Genomic DNA, 18,319 nt, shown 5'->3' with positions numbered 1-18,319 from the left:
GCGCGCGCTGATGCCCGAGAACGCCACGCTGCTGCCTGAGCTGGCCATCGCCGCGCAGCGCAATGTCCGTTTCATCGCGGGGATCGACGAGGTCGGCCGGGGCGCCCTGGCTGGACCGGTCAGCATCGGGGTGGTCGTGTTCGACCTCAACGCCCCGGTCTTCGCCGAGACGCCGACGGCGAGCGGGATCTGCTCCCAGCTCGACGGCGTGCGCGACTCCAAGCTGCTCAGCGCCAAAGCCCGGCAGCGCTGGCACCCGCACATCTGCGAACACGCCGCCGCCTACAGCGTCCAACACCGCGCGCCTCGAGAGATCGACGCGCTGGGCATCAACGGGGCGCTGCGCGCCGCCGGTCTCGCCGGGCTCAACGCGGTAGAGGTCCAGCTCGGGAGGCCGCTGGATGCCGTGATCCTGGACGGCTCCTACGACTGGCTCACCCACGGCGCCTCACCGCGGGTGCAGACCATGGTCAAGGCCGATATCAGGGCGCTTTCGGTGGCCTGCGCCTCGGTGCTGGCGAAGCTGGAACGGGACCGGCTGATGGAGGAGCTCGCGGCAGCCCACCCCGGCTATGGCTGGGATTCCAACCGCGGGTACGGCTCCCAGGGACACCGGAGCGCACTGCTGGAGCTCGGCGTCACCGCGCAGCATCGGCTCAGCTGGAACCTCGGGGTCTGAGCTCACGGCCTGACCTGCGACTGGATCCTCTCTGAGGTCTCCGGCGTCCCGCATCTTCCCCAGGCCCGTTCAGCCTGTGCGCTCGGCTCGGTCCCTCCACAGCGCCCCGATCTTGCGGCCGGGGTCTCGGGAGGTGCCGGATGCTGGTGCCTGCGAGGAAGGAGCGCAGATGCGAGCCAAGGACGTCACCGGCATCATCGGAGAAGAGATCGCGGCCGACTATCTGAGTCGGCAGGGTCACCAGATCTTGGAGCGCCGCTGGCGCGGGGTGCGTGGAGAGCTGGACCTGATCACCAGGGATGGGGCACAACTGGTGGCGGTGGAGGTCAAGACCCGGCGGGGTGAGGGATACGGCCATCCCTTCGAGGCGATCGGCACAGCCAAGCTGGCCCGGCTGCACCGGCTGCTGCTGGACTACTGTGTCGCCCGGCATTGGCTCCATATGCAGCGCCGGGTGGACGTCATCGCGGTGCTCCTGAGCGGAGCCGCCGAGGCGCATGCCGAGGAGCACCTGGTGCAGCGGCTGGAACATCTCAGGGACGTGAGCTGATGAGCATGGGTCGGGCCCGTGGCGTGGTCCTCTTCGGCATGGACGGACACCTGATCGAGGTCGAGGCCGATATCGGCCGGGCTCTTCCGGCGTTCATCCTGCTGGGCCTGCCCGATGCCTCGCTGCGGGAGAGCCAGGACCGGATCCGATCCGCGGCGAAGAACACCGGTTGCGATCTTCCGGCCCGGCGGCTCACCGTGAACCTGCTCCCGGCCTCGCTGCCGAAATCGGGTTCCGTCCTGGACCTCGCCATTCTGATGAGCGCCTGGGCGGCCGACGGCAGGGTCCAGGGCACGGCAGAGATCGTCTTCCTGGCGGAGCTGGGTCTGGACGGGAGGCTGCGCCCGGTCCGCGGTGTGCTTCCCGCAGTGGCGGCCGCGCAGGCCGCCGGGGCCCAGACGGTGGTCGTGGCGATGGAGAACGCCCAGGAAGCGGCCCTGGTGCCCGGGATGGAGGTCCTCGCGGCCGCCCATGTGTCACAGGTGGCGGCCTCCTTCGCCACCGCCGAGCTCGAACCGCTGGTGCGTGAGGCGTCCGGGGTCCATCGGTGGTCGGCTGGCCACGGTGTCGCAGCCTCGATGGTGGGCGAAGATGCCGCCGGCTCCGAGAACTCCGGCGCTCCCGCGGTCGATCTCGCGGAGGTGCGGGGCCAGCAGGAAGCGAGGTTCGCGCTGGAGCTGGCGGCCGCCGGTGGCCACCACCTGCTGCTCATCGGTGCCCCGGGTGCCGGCAAGACGATGCTGGCTGAACGAATGTCGGGGATCCTCCCGCCGCTGGATGATCAGGCGGCGATGGAGGCCACGGCGATCGAATCCCTCTCGGCGGACCCACGGACCGTGATTCGGCTGCGCCGCACCCCGCCGTTCCAGGCCCCGCACCACAGCGCTTCGATGGCGGCCATCGTGGGCGGCGGCGCGCGGATCGCGCGGCCCGGCGCCGTGACCCGGGCACACCAGGGAGTGCTCTTCCTCGATGAGGCCCCGGAGTTTCCACGCCCCGCGTTGGACGCACTGCGTCAACCCATGGAGACCGGCAGGATCTCGCTGCACCGCTCGGCCGGGAGCGTGACGTACCCGGCGCGCTTCCAACTGGTGCTCGCCGCGAATCCCTGTCCCTGCGGACTCAACGTGGGCACCGGCGCAGGCTGCAGATGCTCGGTGGCCCAGCGGCGGCACTACATGTCACGCCTCTCCGGTCCACTGCTGGATCGCATCGACCTGCAGATCCAGGTCGAGCGTCCTCGATCGGCGGCCGCCGCCCTGGGACCGCCGGGGGAGAGCTCCGCGGCCGTCCGGTCCAGGGTGCTTGACGCGCGCACGGTGCAGAGCGAACGTCTTCACCGGTGGGGCCTGCGCACCAACGCTCAGGCTCCGATGCAGCTCTTGACCGGAGAGCTGCGCCTGCCCGCCGGCTCCACCCGTCACATCGACGCCGCACTGGATCGAGCCGCGATCTCGCTGCGCGGTTATCTGCGGGTTCTGCGCCTGGCCTGGACCATCGCGGATCTGGCGCAGCGGGACCAGCCAGGGGCCGACGAGGTCGATGCTGCCTTGCAGCTGCGGCAGCGGGCCCAGACGAACTGAATCGAGGAGCAGCTATGAGACATGACCCCGGTCCCGCCGCCCCTGGGGTGGACCTCGAGCAGGAAAGGGTCCTTCGTGCCGAGCTGTCCCGGCTGATCGAACCTGGAGACCTGCTCGCCGGACTCGCTCTGGAGACCTTCGGAGCTCAGAGCCTCCACGCACTGATCACCTCGGCGCGGGCACCCTCCGCCGCAGAGCGTGACCGAATGGCGCAGGTCGCTGACTCGGCGGGGCTCGGAGCCCGGCAGCAGGACCTGCGCACCGGGCTTGCCCGTTGGCGCACCCGGTGCGGGCAGCTGCATGGCGCCTCGGACCTCGCCACGATCCGCCGGCTCGGCGGGGGTCTGTTGATCCCGCAGGACCCCGGCTGGCCCGCACAGCTGGGAGATCTCGGTCCGCTGGCCCCGGTGGCGATCTGGTTCCGTGGCAGCCGGGAGGAGTCCGCCTCCCAGGCACTGGGCCGACTTCCCGGCCCGGCCCGGACGGTGGCGATCGTCGGGTCCCGGGAGGTGACGGACTATGGCATCCGGATCACCGCCCAGCTCACCGAGGATCTGGTCCATGCCGGTCTCTGTGTGGTCTCCGGCGGCGCCTACGGGGTCGATGCCGCCGCCCATCGGGCCGCGCTGCGCGCGTGCTCGGATCAGGACTCAGGTTCGCGCCGCGCGGAGGACTCCGGGGACAGAGACGCCTCCAGGTTCAGCGATGCAGACCGCTCCGCGCCGACGCTGGCAGTCTTGGCCGGCGGACTGGATCGGTTCTACCCGGCTGGGAACGAACGTCTGCTCCGCGAAGTTGCAGAACAGGGTCTGCTGCTCAGCGAGATGGCCCCCGGTTCGGCGCCGACCAGGCACCGGTTCCTGCAGCGGAACCGCCTGATCGCGGCACTGGGTATGGTCACCGTGATCACCGAGGCGCGCTGGCGCAGCGGAGCCCAGTCCACCGCCCACCATGCGCTGAACCTCGGCCGGGAGGTGGGGGTGATCCCCGGAAGCGTCTTCTCCGCCGCCTCGGCAGGATGTCACCGTCTGTTGCGCGAGACACCCGCGCAGCTGGTCCGGGACGCGACCGACATCCTGAACCTTGTCGCTGAAGGCGCAGGCCCAGAAACCGCGCATCCGCCGGGCCCCAGCCAGGAGTCGCTGGCCATCGGCTCCTGGGCCGGGCGCAGGGAATCAGCCTCCCGACCGGCTGTCCAACCCGAGCTTCCCCTGGGCCGGGAGCACCCGCAGGATGGACTCGATGAGGCCCAGCGGCTGCTCTTCGACGCGCTGCCCAGACGTGGTCTGAGCGCGCCGGGCAAGCTCTCCCAAGTCGCGGGGCTCCCGCTGCCCACTGTGCTCGCCGAGCTGACCCGGCTTCAGCGTTCGGGCCGCGCCCGCATGGTCAACGGTCATTGGGGTCGGGCATGATCGGCGCGGAGCACCTAAGCCCGATGTGCGCGGTCGTAGACTTCCCTCATGGCCTCCGCGCAGGATCGATCCACAGACCCGGCTGCACCTCCGGGCCCCGACGCTGCGGTCGAACCCGAGCTGGTCACAGCGTTCATCGACCATCTCAGGCACGAACGGGGGCTCTCGGTGCAGACGCTCCGCGCCTATCGCGGCGATCTGCGCCAGCTCGCTCTGCAGCGTGGTCCGCTGGAGGAGCTCGGCCTCGCGGAGATTCGCAGCTGGCTGGGCGAGCTGCACGAAGCGGGACTCTCGCGGAACACCCTGAACCGCAAGACCGCCTCGGTGCGGGCCTTCACCGCCTGGGCGCACCGCCGGGGGCACCTGCCCGAGGATCCTTCCGTGCGGCTGCGCACCGCCCGAAAGAGCAGCCACCTGCCCGATGTGCTGCAGCACCAGCACGTCGAACAGCTCACCTCCCAGCTGGCAGGTGCGGCCCAGCAGGCCGGACAGGCGGATGAGGCAGATCCGATCGCGCATGCGCTGAGCCTGCGTGACGCAGCGATGGTGGAGCTGCTCTACGCCACCGGTATGCGCGTCTCCGAGCTCAGCGGTCTGAACCTGGCCTCCTTCGAGACCGGTCGGCGGATGGTCCGGCTGCTCGGCAAGGGCAACAAGGAACGGATCGTCCCCTACGGGGTGCCGGCAGAGACCGCTCTGCGCAGCTGGTTGTACCACGGCCGATCCCGACTCGTCACGAGCACCTCGGCCGAGGCGTGTTTCCTGGGTCGTCGAGGAGGCCGCATCGATGTGCGCACGGTGCGCCGCGTCGTCGACGATTCCCTCGCCCGGCTTGGGACCACGGCAGCCCGAGGCCCGCACGCGCTGCGTCACACCGCCGCCACGCACCTGTTGGAAGGAGGTGCTGATCTGCGGACCGTCCAGGAGCTGCTCGGGCACGCCTCGCTGAGCACCACGCAGCTCTACACCCACGTCACCATCGACAGGCTGCGCGACGCCTACGGACAGGCTCATCCCCGCGCCTGAGAGACCGATCTGATCTGGATCTGTTAACATCAGTAGTAGTGCTCGCCGCGCAAGGTGTTAACCTTTGGTGGAGCATCAAAACCATCAGCCACCTGGCTGCTGTCTGGTCGTAGGGGAAGACGTACCAACAGCACAGTGGAGGATGGATATGTCCCAAAATACGGCCCGAGGTGTGCTTCACATCCATTCGGCGCCCGCCGCGCTCTGCCCACACGTTGAATGGGCGGTGTCCTCGGCGGTTGACGCGCGCGTGGACTTCACATGGCACCCTCAGCCTGCCGCGCCCGGCGACTTCCGTGCAGAGCTCTCCTGGGAGGGCTCAGCCGGTCTGGGCGCCACCCTGGCCTCAGCGCTGCGCGCGGTGAGCCATCTCCGGTTCGAGGTGACCGAGGACCCCTCTCCCGGCTGCGACGGCGGCCGCTGGTCCCACACGCCTGAACTGGGCATCTTCCATGCCACCACCGATGTGCACGGCAACATCGTGGTCTCCGAGGACCGGATCCGTTACGCCTACGAGATGGGCGCCGGTGACCCCTCCGTGGTCTATCAGGAGCTCTCACTGGCGCTGGGCGAGGCCTGGGACGAGGAGCTGGAGTCCTTCCGCCATGCCGCAGAGGGCGCCCCTGTGCACTGGCTGCACCAGGTGGTCAGCTGAGCCCAGGCGGACCGCGCGGCGTCCTCCACCGCCGCCCATCCGCTCAGCCGGTGCTGACCACCAGCAGCCGTGATCGACCGGCACCACCACAGTCCTGCCGCACAGAGCCCGCTGAAGCGGGCCGTCGCTTCCCAGCGCGGCAGCTTCTACATGAAGCAGCAAAGACCCCCGGCGGGGATCCCTGAGGATCCCGACCGGGGGTCTTCTTCTGCGCGGATGCCGCCGGATGAGCCCCGGCGGAGTTGCTCAGTAGGTGCGGAACGCCGCCACGGCGTTGTGCCCGCCGAAGCCGAAGGAGTTGCACAGCGCCACCTGCTGCTGGTCCCCGAGCTCGCGAGGCGAGCCGGTGACCACGTCGAGCGGCATCTCCGGGTCCTGATGATCGAGGTTGATCGTGACCGGCGCGCGACGCTCATGCAGGGCCTTCACGGTCAGCACCGACTCCACGGCACCGGCGGCGCCGAGCAGATGACCGGTCTGGGACTTCGTGGCGGAGATGCAGACGTTCTCGAGGTGATCTCCGAACACCGACTTCAGCGCCGCATACTCAGGCTTGTCGCCCACCGGGGTGGAGGTGGCGTGGGCGTTGATGTGGGTGACCTCGCTCAGCTGCGCGCCGGCGGACTCCAGCGCCCGGCGCAGCGCGCGGGAAGCACCCAGCGCCTTGGGGTCCGGGGCGGTGATGTGGTGCGCGTCCGAGGTGATCGCGGAACCCGCGAGCTCGGCATAGATGGTGGCGCCGCGGGCCTTGGCGTGCTCTTCGGTCTCGACGACCAGAGCGCCGGCGCCCTCACCCATGACGAATCCATCGCGGTCTCGGTCATAGGGCCGCGAGGCGGCAGCGGGGTCGTCGTTGCGCTTGGAGAGCGCCTGCAGCGAGCTGAACGCGGCCATGGGCAGCGGATGGATCGCAGCCTCGGTGCCGCCGGCCAGGACGACGTCGGCGTCGCCCTTGCGCAGCATCTCCAGCGCGACGTCCAGCGCCTCGACACCGGAGGCGCAGGCGGAGACCGCCGTGCGGGCCCCGCCCTGAGCGCCGAGGTCCAGGCTGATCGCTCCGGCCGCGCCGTTGGGCATCAGCATCGGCACGGTCATCGGCATCACCCGGCGCGGGCCACGCTCGCGCAGGGTGTCCCAGCTGTCGATCAGCGTCCAGACCCCGCCGATGCCGGTGGCGAAGGACACCGCGACCCGCTCGGGATCCAGGTCGTAGCCCTCATCGCCGGGGCGGCTGAGACCGGCGTCGTCCCAGGCCTGCCGGGCGGCGACCATGCCTAGCTGGGTGGAGCGATCCATCCGGCGGAGCTCCGGACGGGCCAGCACCTCGGAGGGCTCGATGGAGACCTCGGCGGCGAAGGTGACCGGCAGCTGGTACTTCTCGACCCAGTCGTGCTCGAGGGTCTTGGCACCGGGAGTGCCGGCCAGGGCGTTGGTCCAGAGCGTCTTCACGTCGCCGCCGATGGGAGTGGTGGCGCCGAGACCGGTGATGACAAGACGACGGGTCATGGATCTACCTCAATGAAAGTGGGACAGCGGGTGGGGGGAGAGGAGGGGAGGGCTCGGCGGTGCGCCGGAGCCCTCCCGTCCGATGCGGGGCTGGATCAGCCCTGTGCGTTGGCGATGAAGTCCACGGCGTCGCCGACGGTGGCCAGGTTCTTGACCTCTTCATCGGGGATCTTCACGTCGAACTTCTCTTCGGCGTTGACCACGATGGTCATCATCGAGATCGAGTCGATGTCGAGGTCCTCGGTGAAGGACTTCTCCGACTGGACCTCTTCGACCTCCAGGCCGGTCTCCTCGTTCACAATCTCGGCCAGGCCTGCGAGGATCTCGTTCTTGTCAGCCATATCGGCGACTCCTTTTCTTTGGGTGGTTCCAGTTCGTTGGGTGGTTCCAGGGATACGTGGTGAATCTGTCCCGCGGCCGCGTGGCGGCCCCGGTCCCGGGGCTACGGCAGCCGGATGACCTGCGCGCCGTAGACCAGTCCGGCTCCGAAACCGATCTGCAGAGCAAGACCGCCGGAGAGTTCTGGGTTCTCCTTGAGCAGGCGGTGCATGGCCAGCGGGATCGAGGCTGCGGAGGTGTTGCCCGCGTCCACGATGTCGCGTCCCACCATCACGTGCTCAGGAAGCTTCAATTGTTTGACCATCTCGTCGATGATCCGCATGTTCGCCTGATGTGGGACGAACGCCACGAGGTCCTCGGCGGTGATCCCAGCGGCATCGAGTGCCTGCTGGGCGACCTTGGCCATCTCCCAGACGGCCCAGCGGAACACCGTGGGACCGTCCTGGCGCAGCGTGGGCCAGTAGCGGTTCTCGGCGTCGAGCAGCTCGGTGGCGTCCTGGGTCTCGCGGGCTCGGGCGAGCGCGTCGCGGAAGTTCAGCAGCGTGCTGTCCATCGCCACGGCCTCCCACTTCTCGCCGTTGGAGCCCAGGATCGAGGGCGAGATCCCGGGAGCTTCGGCGGGACCGATGATCGCGGCCCCGGCGCCGTCGCCGAGCAGGAAGGAGATGGTGCGCTCGTGGTTGTCGATGAAGTCCGAGAGCTTCTCCACCCCGACGACCAGCACATAGGAGGACAGCCCGGAGCGCACCATGGCGTCGGCCTGGCCGATTCCGTAGCAGTAGCCGGCGCAGGCGGCGGAGATGTCGAAGGCCGCCGCTGGGGTGGCGCCCAGCCGGTGAGCCAGGTCCGCCGCGGCCGAGGGGGTCGCGTAGGGGTGGGTCACGGTCGCGAGGATGACTCCGCCGAGCTGATCTCCAGAGATCCCGGCGTGCTCCAGCGCCTCGCGGGCGGCGCCTTCGGCCATGTCCACCACGGAGACGTCTCTGGGCGCACGGCGCCGGGTCTTGATACCGGTGCGCTTCTGGATCCACTCGTCTGAGGAGTCGATCCACTGGCAGATCTGCTCGTTGTCAATCACGAGCTCGGGTCGGTAGGCACCCAGGCCCATGACACGGGTGCCCGCCACGGCGGTGGGCTGGTTCAATGCGACAGTCACGTCAGGAACGTCCTTCGTGGATCATTGGGGGGAGCTGCGCGGCGGTGCCGCCTGCGCAGAGTTTGTCGACGGCCATGGACCTAGGCCCGCTCAGCTCAACCCGCATGCTCGGCGATGAATTCCTGGGCGAGGGGGATGTCGGCGGGAGTCTTGATGGCCAGCGACTTCACGCCCTTGAGTCCGCGCTTGGCCAGGCCGGTCAGCGTGCCACCGGGCAGCAGCTCGAGCACGCCGGTGACCTCGGCCTGCGCCATGGTCTCCATGCAGAGATCCCAGCGGACCGGACGGGTCACCTGATCCACGAGGCGCTCCAGCACCTCGGCACCGGTGGAGACGTAGCCGCCGTCCCGGTTGGAGATCAGCTTCTGGCGGGGGTCGTTCACCGTGAGGCCGGCAGCCGCGGCCGCCAGGGTCTGCCGGGCCGAGTCCATGAAGTCCGTGTGGAAGGCACCCGCCACGGTCAGCGGTATCACTCGGGCCCGAGCCGGAGGACTGGCCTCCAGCGCCGCAAGCTTCTCCAGCTCCCCGGCGGCCACGATCTGGCCGGGCCCGTTGGCGTTGGCCGGAGTCAGCCCGGCGTCAGCGATCGCCTGCCGGACCTCCGCCTCCACACCTCCGACGACGGCGGCCATGGAGGTGGGCGTCGCGGCGGCGGCTGCGGCCATGGAGGTGGCGCGGACCTTGATGAACTCCAAGGCCTGCTCGGGCGTGAGCACCCCGGCGAGCACGGCGGCAGGGATCTCGCCCACCGAGTGGCCGGCGTAGAGCACCCGGTCAGGATCCAGCGCTGCGAGATCCAGGGTGGACGCGCTGAGCAGGGAGGCGGCCACGATCAGCGGCTGTGCGACCGCGGTGTCCCGGATCGTCTCGGCATCGGAGACCGTCCCGTGGGCGCGCAGATCGGTGCCGGAATGCTCGGAATAGGCCTCGAGCGCCGCGCGGGTGGCCTCGTCGCTGATCCATTCCGAGAGGAATCCTGGGGTCTGGGAGCCCTGTCCGGGGCAAACTATGGCAAGCACAAGACCAACCTCCCATAGTGCGGCTGGTTTTCGCGGGTCATGGGCTCACCAAGCTCCACCGTGGCCTTTGTAGGTACCCTACAACGGCTGGTCAGAGACGCCCCACGGCCAGCGCGGTCTGCAGCACATAGGCGTCGCGCGGGGTCACGGGGTCCCATCCGGTGACGTCGGTGACCCGGCGCAGGCGGTAGCGCACGGTATTGGTATGGACGAAGAGTTCACGTGCGGTCGCCTCCAGCGAGTGACCGGCCTCCAGATAAGCGGTGACCGTTTCGAGCAGCCCGTTGCCGGCGGCGCTGAGCACCTCGAAGATGCGCTCGCGCAGCACGGTCTTCGCGGTCTCGTCTCCACAGAGCGCGCGTTCCGGAAGCAGGTCCTCGGCGGCCACCGGACGGGGTGCCGAGGTCCAGGCCCCGACAGCGGTGAACCCGGTGAAGGCCGACTGTGCACTGCCGTGCGCCTGGCTGATCGAACCCTCGAAGCTGGAGAAGACCACCTGTCCGGGGCCGAAGCGGGGCAGGATCCGCTCCAGTCCCTCGGCGAGGTCGGTGACCCGGCCCAGGAGCAGGATCAGCCGGTCACCATGAACCCCCACCACCGCATCGGCGGAGAAGCGGATGCATTGGCGTCTCAGCTGCGACATGAACACCGCGTCGGCCTGGTCCGGGGCGTCGCCGACGACGACGACCACTCCTTCGTGGCTGCGCCACCCGACGGCCGCGGCGCGGGAGGCGATCTGCTCGGCGGGCTCGCCGCGCAGCACCGCGTCCACCAGCAGCGCCTCCAGGCGAGAATCCCACGCGCCGCGGGACTCCGCGGCCCGGGCATAGACGTCGGCGATCGCGAAGGCCACCTCCCGGGAGTAACGCAGCACGGCTTCGAGCATCAGCTGCTGGTCCTGCGGAGCCACCAGACCGGGCAGTCGCTGCTCCACCGCTTCGACGATGCTGCGGATGAGCTGCAGCGCGCGCTGCAGGGAGATGGTGCGCATCAGATCGGTGGGGGCGTTGCCCAACAGCTCGTTGACCAGCGGCAGGGACCTCGAGGACGGGTTCTCCAGCCAGCTGATCAGACCGCCGATGCCACGCTGCGCGATCAGGCGCAGCGAAGCCCGCTCATCGGTGCTCAGGTGGCGGTACCAGGTGAGGGTCTCCTCCAGGTAGCAGTTGACCTCGTGGGTGAGGTTTCCGGCGTCGGAGCGGAGCACCTCGAGGGCCTCCCAGGAGACCGGGACGGGCCCTGGCGTCGTCGGAGCAGATGCAGTCATGTTCAGGAGCCTAGAGCCTGCGGAGTTCGCCCGCCAGTTGTGTGATCCCTACAAACCGCATCGAATGGCCATTGCCTCCGCCTGGACTGCCGCCCAAGCTGCCTGACCAGCGGGGAACCAGCGGGGCACCGGCGGCCGGACCAGCGGTGAGTCGCACTGCGATCTCCACGTCCGGTCCCGGTGGAGGGGCATACATGCCGCCGATACACGCAGCGGGGGCCCGGAGCTGATGCTCCGGGCCCCCGCTGGGTGCTCATCGTGCTGGCCCCTCAGGAGGGGGCAGAATCAGGCGTCGCCGCCCGCCTCGCCCGAGGTGCCGGCACGGACGTTGCTGAGATCGTACTTCTTGAACGCATCGACCGGAGCCGAGGCGTCCACCGCGCCGTCGTCGGCGAGCATCTGCAGGGCGCGCACCACCATCGAGTGGGCGTCGATCCTGAAGTGCCGCCGTGCCGCGGCTCGCGTGTCGGAGAAGCCGAAGTCGTCGGCTCCCAGGGTCGCGAAGCGGTTCGGCAGGAACTGGCGGATCTGATCCGGGACCTGGGTGGCGAAGTCGGTGGTCGCGATGATCGGCCCCTCGGCGCCTTCCATCTGCTGGGTCACGAAGGGAACCTCGGGCTCGCGCTCCGGGTCCAGCAGGGCCGACTGCTCCACGTGCAGCGCCTGACGGCGCAGCTCGTTCCAGGAGGTCACCGACCAGACGTCGGCCGAGACGCCCCAGTCCTCGGCGAGGATCTCTGCGGCCTCCTTGGCCCAGGGCACCCCGACGCCGGAGGCCAGCAGCTGCACCTTGGGGCCGTCCTGCTCGGAGCTGGAGAGCTTGTAGATGCCGCGCTTGACGCCTTCGACGTCGAGGCCCTCGGGCTCTGGAAGGTGCTGCACCGGCTCGTTGTACACCGTGAGGTAATACATCACGTTGTGGTCGCCGTCGTGGTCGCCGTACATCTCGAAGAGGCCGTTCTCCATGATGTGAGCGATCTCGTAGCCGAAGGCCGGATCGAAGTGCTTCACCGCGGGATTGGTCGCGGCGAGCAGCGGGGAGTGTCCGTCGAGGTGCTGCAGACCCTCACCGGCCAGCGTGGTGCGCCCGGCGGTGGCTCCGATGATGAAGCCGCGCGCCAGCTGGTCGGCGGCCGCCCAGAAGGAGTCGCCGGTGCGCTGGAACCCGAACATCGAGTAGAAGATGTAGAACGGGATCATCGTCTCGCCGTGGGTGGCGTAGGAGGTGCCGGCTGCGGTGAACGCCGCGGTGGCGCCGGCCTCGTTGATGCCGGGGTGGATCATCTGGCCCTGCGGGGACTCCTTGTACGCGAGCATCAGCTCACGGTCCACGGAGATGTAGTTCTGCCCCTTGGGGTTGTAGATCTTCGCGGTGGGGAAGAACGAGTCCATCCCGAAGGTGCGCGCCTCATCCGGGATGATCGGCACGATCCGGTGACCGATGTTCTTGTCCCGCATCAGGTCCTTGAGCAGCCGGACCAGCGCCATCGTGGTGGCGGCCTTCTGCTTGCCGGAGCCCTTCTTGGCCTGGGCGTAGGTCTTGGACTCAGGCAGGATCAGCCCCTCGCCGACGGTCCGACGCTCGGGCACGGGCCCGCCCAGACGTTCGCGACGCTCGAGGGTGTACTTGACCTCGTCAGAGTCCTTGCCCGGGTGGTAGTACGGGACGTTATAGGTGTCTTCCTCGATCTGCTCATCGCTGATCGGGATCCGCAGCGTGTCGCGGAAGCGCTTGAGGTCATCCACGGTGAGCTTCTTCATCTGGTGGGTCGCGTTGCGACCCTCGAAGCTGGGTCCCAGACCGTAGCCCTTGACCGTCTGGGCCAGGATCACGGTGGGCTTGCCGGTGGACTCGCTGGCGGCCTTATAGGCGGAGTAGACCTTCTTATAGTCGTGTCCGCCGCGCTTGAGGTTCCAGATGTCGTCGTCGGACATGTCCGCGACGAGCTCCTTGGTCTTGGCGGAACGACCGAAGAAGTGCTCGCGGACGAAGGCCCCAGATTCTGCCTTATAGGTCTGGTAATCACCGTCGAGGGTCTCGTTCATGACCCGGACGAGCTCGCCGTCGTCGTCCTGATCCAGCAGCTCGTCCCACTCGCGGCCCCAGAGGACCTTGATGACGTTCCAGCCGGCGCCGCGGAAGAAGGCCTCCAGCTCCTGGACGATCTTGCCGTTGCCGCGCACCGGGCCGTCGAGGCGCTGCAGGTTGCAGTTGACCACGAAGTTCAGGTTGTCGAGCTTCTCGTTGGCCGCGAGCTGAAGCAGGCCGCGGGACTCGGGCTCATCCATCTCGCCGTCGCCCAGGAACGCCCAGACCTGCTGCTCCGAGGTGTCCTTGATGCCGCGGTTGTGCAGGTAGCGGTTGAACTGCGCCTGGTAGATGGCGTTCATCGGACCGATGCCCATGGACACGGTCGGGAACTGCCAGAACTCCGGCATCAGCCGCGGGTGCGGGTAGGAGCTCAGGCCGTCGGGGGCCTTGGAGTGCTCCTGGCGGAAACCGTTGAGCTGGGTCTCGGTGAGGCGGCCTTCGAGGTAGGCCCGGGCATAGTTGCCGGGGGAGGAGTGGCCCTGGAAGAAGATCTGGTCGCCGCCGCCGGGGTGGTCGGCGCCGCGGAAGAAGTGGTTCAGACCCACCTCGTAGAGCGTGGCCACGCCGGCGTAGGAAGAGATGTGTCCGCCCACGGAGATGTCACTGCGCTGGGCGCGGTGCACCATGACCGCGGCGTTCCAGCGCAGGATGCGGCGCACCCGGCGCTCCATCTCCTCGTCGCCGGGGAAGTCAGGCTCCTGATCCACCGGGATCGTGTTCACGTAGTCGGTGGTGGTGACCATCGGGACTTCGATGGACTTCGCGCCGGCTCGCTGCAGCAGCGAGCGGATGATGTATTCCGCGCGCTCGGTGCCGTGGAACTCCACGAGCTGGTCAAAAGACTCCAGCCATTCCTGGGTCTCCTCCGGATCCAGATCCGGAAGTTGGTTCGTCAGTCCGCTGCGGATATGGGAGTTCTCTTCACCAGCGCTCACGGGTCACCTCTCAAGGGGTAAGGGTCTGGGTCATGCGGTCCATGGACAGGGATGTTCCACGGGCGGGACCCACGAGGGCATCGGCCACCGGTTGTTCGACGGCCGAATTTCAGCTCAACTCTACCCGCTTGGGTGGTGTCGCACTTCCCCAACCGACAGGGATCCGCGTAACGTTGCTGGTGGCAGCCCCATCCTCGGGTGGGAGCTGCGCTTCAGACGCTAATGAATGGGAAGGGAACCTCAGGTGAGTCAGGCTTCTGCAGCCGAGGATCCGTCGGGCACCTCGACGGACCACAAGAACGACGCCGGAACCAATGTCGTCTCGCTCGGCGACCTGCTCCAGGAGCTCGGGCTCAAGCCCGATTCCCTGGTCCAGGAGATCGGTGTAGATGAGGATGTCGATGACGACTTCCGCGACCGTCTGGAGGACCTGCTCGACGAGGACCTGCTCGACGAAGACGTCCAGGAGGTCGTCGACGCCGTGCTGGTCTGGTTCAGAGACGGCGATGACGATCTCACGGACGCGCTCGTGGACGCGCTGGCCACCCTCGACGAGGGCGGCGTGCTGTGGCTGCTGACTCCGCGTTCGGGCCGGGACGGCTATGTGGCACCGGTGGAGATCCAGGACGCGGCGCCCAACGCGGGTCTGCATGTGACCTCCTCGGCGGGTGTGAGCACCCATTGGGCCGCGACCCGCCTGATGGGGCGCAAGAAGCAGTGACCACCTCGCCGCTCCCCGTGCTCGGGGAGCAGGCGCCCGGCTTCTCCGGGCGCAGCCACCATGGCGAGGTGCTTGAACTGGATCGACTCGCCGGCTCTCCGGTGCTGCTCATGTTCTACCCCTTTGCCTTCAGCCGGGTCTGCGACTCCGAGCTGCAGGCCCTGGTGGCGCGCCGAGAACGGGTTCGCTCCACAGGGGCGAGAGTGCTCGCGATCAGCTGTGACCCGGTGCATAGTCTGCGTGCCTACGCGCAGACGCTCACCGCTGACTTCTCAGAGGCCGAGTCCAGTGAGCTGCCTTTTGACCTGGTCAGCGATTTCTGGCCGCACGGCGAGATTGCGCGGCGTTACGGGTCCTTCGATCAGGTCAAGGGCGCAGCCCAGCGCAGCAGCTTCCTGCTGGATTCCTCCCTGCGGCTGGCTCATGTGCAATCCGTGCCAGCCGGAACGGCGCGCGACCTTGATGAGGCGCTGCGTCTGCTGGGGCGTCTGCGCTGAGCCGCTCGCTCAGGAGGCCGGCGCCGTCGCGCTCTGCGATGCGGGCGCCACAGCCGCGGGGTCGCCGAGCCCGCGGGTGACATACCGGGCGCGGTAGCTGTCGAAGACCGCGGTGGCCATGACGACCAGCAGCGCCGAGCCGAGCATGTGCAGCCCGACCAGGATGATCGGCAGTCCGGTGAAGTGCTGGACGTAGCCGATGACCCCCTGGGCGATGATCACGATCATCAGCCACCAGGCCGAGCGTCGCTGATTCGGTGCCGTGCTGATCCGGTACTGGCGCACCAGCAGCGCGATCGCCGCGAAGCACAGGACATAGACCGGCACCACGTGCATCCGGGTCACCAGATCCGGGTCGAAGAGGTGTCGCGGTGATCCGGGATCCCCCGCATGCGGGCCGGTGCCGGTCACCACGGTGCCCAGGAACACCGAGACCCAGGTCGAGGCGAGGATGACCGGGGCCATCGCGGAGGTCACCGCATCGGAGGCGCCGTGGCTCATCCGGACCCCGGCCACGCCCTGAAGCTGTGCACCAGGCGCCGCGGGGGAGTCCTGCCCCGAGCCCTGGCCGGCCTCGCGGGCACTCCGCAGCTCAAGTCGGATCCGGTTCAGCAGCATCGTGGCGACCATGACCAGTGCCGCGGAGAGCAGGAAGTGCAGCGCCACGATCCAGGGGTTCAGGTTGGTCCACACGGTGATCCCGCCGATGACCGCCTGCAGCGGGATCCCGGCGAGGATGATCAGGCTCATCCGGAACAGCGGCCGATGGCTGCGCCGCAGCCGCAGCAGCGCGAAGAACATCAGCGCGCAGATCAGCACGAGCACGTAGGTGAGCAGCCGGTTGCCGAACTCGATGGCCCCGTGCAGTCCCATCTCCTGGGTGGCGACCCAGGAATCCGGCGTGCAGCGCGGCCACTCCGGGCAGCCGAGTCCCGAGGCGGTCAGTCGGACCGCCCCGCCGGTGAGGATGATGCCGATATTGCTGACCAGCGTCGCCCAGGCGAGCACCTTGGTGACCCGGGTGATCCGGGTGGGCAGGTTGGTGCGAAAGACTTCGAGCACATTCATCGGAAATTTCATCGCCAGTTGAACCACCTTCGTGCGGCCAGGACGGCCAGCGCGGCCCACCCGGCGAGAATCAGAGCTTCCAGGATCGGGAACGATCCCTCCAGGGAGGCGGTGCGCAGACCTTCACCCAGGGCGGCGGAGGGCAGCAGCAGCAGCAGCGCCCCGGCCCCCTCGTGGTCGAGCGGGAACACCGAGCCGCCGGCGGCACCGAGCAGCACCCAGATGACGTTGGTCAGCGCAAGGGTCGCCTCGGCGCGGACCGTGCCGGCCAGCAGCAGCCCGAGCGCGGTGAACGCGGTGGCGCCCAGGACGACGACGACGCCCAGCCACACCAGGCCCACCGGGTCCGGGCTCCAGCCCAGGACCATCCCGGCGGTGCCGATCACCACCACCTGCACGATGACGACTGCCAGCACGGCGATGGCCTTGCCCAAGATCAGGCCGGTGGCCCCCAGCGGCGTGGTGGCCAGATATGCCAGCACCCCGTACTGGCGCTCGAAGCCGGTCGCGATGCCCTGACCCGTGAAGGCCGAAGCCATCACGGCCAGCGCGAGGACGCCCGGGGTGATCACGTCGATGCTCGGCGTGGCGGCGGAGGTGATCAGCTCCAGACGGTGAGCGCCGAAGAGCACCAGCAGCGGCAGGATCAGCGAGACCAGCAGCTGCTCGCCGTTGCGCAGCACGTTGCGGGTCTCATAGAGCCCGTGCGAGAGGATCCGGCGAGCCGCGGGACGCGGCGCGGGCGCAGCGGCGCGTGGGGTGTGGTCATGAGACGGAGACCTCCCAGAAGACGTCTTCCAGCGTGCGGGCTTCCATGCGGACCTCTACCGGCATCATGTCGATCAGCTCCCACCAGGCCGCCAGCTCGCGCAGCTGGGTCGGTCCGGTGAGGCTGGGAGTCATCCAGGCCGCACCGGGGGCGTTGTCGGTGCCGCCGTCGAGCTCGATGCTCACCGGAGCGCTGATGATCTCGCGGTGGGTCAGCGTCCTGGACGCGGTGAACAGCATCCGACGGGCGGCGCCGGGGGAGGCCCCGGACCCTGCGTCGTTGGCCCCGGTCAGTTCCGCGACGGATCCGTGGCGGACCACCTCACCGTCCTTGAGGATGAACACCGAATCGGCGAGCTTCTGGGCCTCCTCCAGCAGATGCGTGGTGAGGATGATCCCCATGCCCATCTCGCGCAGCTCGCCGATGAGCTCGAAGACGGTCTGCCGGGACTGCGGGTCCAGCCCGGCGGTGGGCTCGTCGAGGAAGACCACCTCGGGGCGTCCGAGCAGGCTCGCCGCCAGTGCGACCCGCTGCTTCTGTCCGCCGGAGAGCCGACGGATCGAGGTGCGGAGGAAATCACCCATGTCCAGGCGAGCGACCAGGTCATCCACCGGCCAGGGACTCTGGTGCAGCGAGGCCACGTGGTTCAGCAGTGCGCGGGGCTGGACCGACTGGGGCATGCCGCCGTCCTGAAGCATCACCCCGACCCGTGCCCGAAGCTCGGCACCGGCGCGAAACGGGTTCTCACCCAGCAGCGTGACGCTTCCCTGAGAGGGGCGCAGCAGTCCCTGGGCGCAGCTGAGCGTGGTCGTCTTGCCGGCGCCATTGGGGCCGAGCAGGACCGTGACCTCGCCGGATCGCGCGGTGAGGTCCACGCTCCGGAGGATCTCCTTGAAGCCCTGAGGACTGCGAGCTGAGCCGACGGCGTAGCGCACATGGCGCAGGGTCAGACAGGGTGGATGCTGGGGCACTGCACCAGTCTACATTTCTACGCCCCGTAGAAGAGCGCCAAGTCAGCTGGAGGCGCAGTTCGAGCTCAGGCAGC

The 18,319-nt window shown here is 68.7% G+C and carries 17 protein-coding genes; 8 read left to right on the top strand and 9 right to left on the bottom strand.

Features of this window, described 5'->3' with window-relative positions:
• Positions 1–10: 10 nt before the first annotated feature.
• The 6 genes from BG28_RS10055 to BG28_RS10030 all read left to right on the top strand — a co-directional run bounded on the left by BG28_RS10055 (position 11) and on the right by BG28_RS10030 (position 5,905).
• Positions 11–679 carry a ribonuclease HII gene (locus BG28_RS10055; RefSeq protein WP_051501299.1) on the top strand — a complete coding sequence of 223 codons (669 nt, stop codon included), beginning with the start codon at positions 11–13 and terminating at the stop codon, positions 677–679.
• Between the two features lie 169 nt (positions 680–848).
• On the top strand, positions 849–1,229 hold the full coding sequence (locus BG28_RS10050) for a YraN family protein (protein WP_036476347.1): 381 nt from the start codon (positions 849–851) through the stop codon (positions 1,227–1,229).
• Positions 1,229–2,812, top strand: a complete 1,584-nt coding sequence (locus BG28_RS10045; protein ID WP_036476346.1) for a YifB family Mg chelatase-like AAA ATPase — start codon at positions 1,229–1,231, stop codon at positions 2,810–2,812. Before BG28_RS10050 ends, BG28_RS10045 begins: the two co-directional genes overlap by 1 nt.
• Positions 2,813–2,826: 14 nt before the next feature.
• Positions 2,827–4,224 (top strand): DNA-processing protein DprA, encoded by a 1,398-nt coding sequence (locus tag BG28_RS10040; RefSeq protein ID WP_051501298.1) that lies wholly within the window; start codon positions 2,827–2,829, stop codon positions 4,222–4,224.
• A gap of 48 nt (positions 4,225–4,272) precedes the next feature.
• Positions 4,273–5,250: a tyrosine recombinase XerC gene (locus tag BG28_RS10035; protein WP_036476344.1), complete on the top strand. Its 978-nt coding sequence runs from the start codon at positions 4,273–4,275 to the stop codon at positions 5,248–5,250.
• A gap of 148 nt (positions 5,251–5,398) precedes the next feature.
• Positions 5,399–5,905: a DUF3145 domain-containing protein gene (locus tag BG28_RS10030; protein ID WP_036476342.1), complete on the top strand. Its 507-nt coding sequence runs from the start codon at positions 5,399–5,401 to the stop codon at positions 5,903–5,905.
• Between the two features lie 246 nt (positions 5,906–6,151).
• Here BG28_RS10030 and fabF read toward each other — a convergent pair whose 3' ends face one another.
• From fabF to aceE, 6 genes are all read right to left on the bottom strand, one after another.
• A complete protein-coding gene (gene fabF, locus BG28_RS10025) occupies positions 6,152–7,411 on the bottom strand; it encodes a beta-ketoacyl-ACP synthase II (RefSeq protein ID WP_036476340.1) in 1,260 nt (419 codons plus the stop codon).
• A 95-nt stretch (positions 7,412–7,506) separates the two neighbouring features.
• Positions 7,507–7,752, bottom strand: coding sequence for an acyl carrier protein (locus BG28_RS10020; protein ID WP_036476339.1), 246 nt, complete (start codon positions 7,750–7,752; stop codon positions 7,507–7,509).
• Between the two features lie 101 nt (positions 7,753–7,853).
• A complete protein-coding gene (locus tag BG28_RS10015; protein ID WP_051501329.1) occupies positions 7,854–8,858 on the bottom strand; it encodes a beta-ketoacyl-ACP synthase III in 1,005 nt (334 codons plus the stop codon).
• Between the two features lie 143 nt (positions 8,859–9,001).
• Positions 9,002–9,925, bottom strand: coding sequence for an ACP S-malonyltransferase (locus tag BG28_RS10010; protein ID WP_036476335.1), 924 nt, complete (start codon positions 9,923–9,925; stop codon positions 9,002–9,004).
• Between the two features lie 91 nt (positions 9,926–10,016).
• Positions 10,017–11,192 (bottom strand): CdaR family transcriptional regulator, encoded by a 1,176-nt coding sequence (locus tag BG28_RS10005; RefSeq protein ID WP_051501297.1) that lies wholly within the window; start codon positions 11,190–11,192, stop codon positions 10,017–10,019.
• A 285-nt stretch (positions 11,193–11,477) separates the two neighbouring features.
• Positions 11,478–14,219: a pyruvate dehydrogenase (acetyl-transferring), homodimeric type gene (gene aceE / locus BG28_RS10000; RefSeq protein WP_036476332.1), complete on the bottom strand. Its 2,742-nt coding sequence runs from the start codon at positions 14,217–14,219 to the stop codon at positions 11,478–11,480.
• A 244-nt stretch (positions 14,220–14,463) separates the two neighbouring features.
• Between aceE and BG28_RS09995 the strand changes: the two genes are divergently transcribed.
• Both BG28_RS09995 and BG28_RS09990 read left to right on the top strand, forming a co-directional pair.
• Positions 14,464–14,940 carry a DUF3052 family protein gene (locus BG28_RS09995; RefSeq protein WP_036476330.1) on the top strand — a complete coding sequence of 159 codons (477 nt, stop codon included), beginning with the start codon at positions 14,464–14,466 and terminating at the stop codon, positions 14,938–14,940.
• Positions 14,937–15,437, top strand: coding sequence for a redoxin domain-containing protein (locus BG28_RS09990; protein WP_036476329.1), 501 nt, complete (start codon positions 14,937–14,939; stop codon positions 15,435–15,437). The genes BG28_RS09995 and BG28_RS09990 overlap by 4 nt, the downstream gene beginning before the upstream one ends.
• Positions 15,438–15,446: 9 nt before the next feature.
• On the opposite strand, the gene BG28_RS09985 is transcribed toward BG28_RS09990, so the two are convergent.
• The 3 genes from BG28_RS09985 to BG28_RS09975 form a co-directional block, all read right to left on the bottom strand.
• The gene (locus BG28_RS09985) at positions 15,447–16,505 is read right to left on the bottom strand and encodes a heme A synthase (RefSeq protein ID WP_036476327.1); all 1,059 of its coding nucleotides are present in this window, start codon (positions 16,503–16,505) and stop codon (positions 15,447–15,449) included.
• A gap of 8 nt (positions 16,506–16,513) precedes the next feature.
• A complete protein-coding gene (locus BG28_RS09980; RefSeq protein ID WP_235181067.1) occupies positions 16,514–17,188 on the bottom strand; it encodes an ABC transporter permease in 675 nt (224 codons plus the stop codon).
• 82 nt (positions 17,189–17,270) lie between these two features.
• Positions 17,271–18,245 (bottom strand): ABC transporter ATP-binding protein, encoded by a 975-nt coding sequence (locus tag BG28_RS09975; RefSeq protein ID WP_235181066.1) that lies wholly within the window; start codon positions 18,243–18,245, stop codon positions 17,271–17,273.
• Positions 18,246–18,319 lie beyond the last annotated feature (74 nt).

It is taken from the genome of Nesterenkonia sp. AN1 (genome assembly GCF_000582475.1).
Taxonomy (GTDB): domain Bacteria; phylum Actinomycetota; class Actinomycetes; order Actinomycetales; family Micrococcaceae; genus Nesterenkonia; species Nesterenkonia aurantiaca.
The sequence above is the reverse complement of the archived record's forward strand: the minus strand, read 5'-3'. Positions and strand labels throughout refer to the sequence as shown.

Excerpts from the sequence above, each read along its gene's own strand:
- BG28_RS10055 (WP_051501299.1), top strand. The coding sequence starts at position 11 with ATGCCCGAGAACGCCACGCTGCTGCCTGAGCTGGCCATCGCCGCGCAG.
- BG28_RS10050 (WP_036476347.1), top strand. The coding sequence starts at position 849 with ATGCGAGCCAAGGACGTCACCGGCATCATCGGAGAAGAGATCGCGGCC.
- BG28_RS10045 (WP_036476346.1), top strand. The coding sequence starts at position 1,229 with ATGAGCATGGGTCGGGCCCGTGGCGTGGTCCTCTTCGGCATGGACGGA.
- BG28_RS10040 (WP_051501298.1), top strand. The coding sequence starts at position 2,827 with ATGAGACATGACCCCGGTCCCGCCGCCCCTGGGGTGGACCTCGAGCAG.
- BG28_RS10035 (WP_036476344.1), top strand. The coding sequence starts at position 4,273 with ATGGCCTCCGCGCAGGATCGATCCACAGACCCGGCTGCACCTCCGGGC.
- BG28_RS10030 (WP_036476342.1), top strand. The coding sequence starts at position 5,399 with ATGTCCCAAAATACGGCCCGAGGTGTGCTTCACATCCATTCGGCGCCC.
- fabF (WP_036476340.1), bottom strand. The coding sequence starts at position 7,411 with ATGACCCGTCGTCTTGTCATCACCGGTCTCGGCGCCACCACTCCCATC.
- BG28_RS10020 (WP_036476339.1), bottom strand. The coding sequence starts at position 7,752 with ATGGCTGACAAGAACGAGATCCTCGCAGGCCTGGCCGAGATTGTGAAC.
- BG28_RS10015 (WP_051501329.1), bottom strand. The coding sequence starts at position 8,858 with ATGGGCCTGGGTGCCTACCGACCCGAGCTCGTGATTGACAACGAGCAG.
- BG28_RS10005 (WP_051501297.1), bottom strand. The coding sequence starts at position 11,192 with ATGACTGCATCTGCTCCGACGACGCCAGGGCCCGTCCCGGTCTCCTGG.
- BG28_RS09985 (WP_036476327.1), bottom strand. The coding sequence starts at position 16,505 with ATGAATGTGCTCGAAGTCTTTCGCACCAACCTGCCCACCCGGATCACC.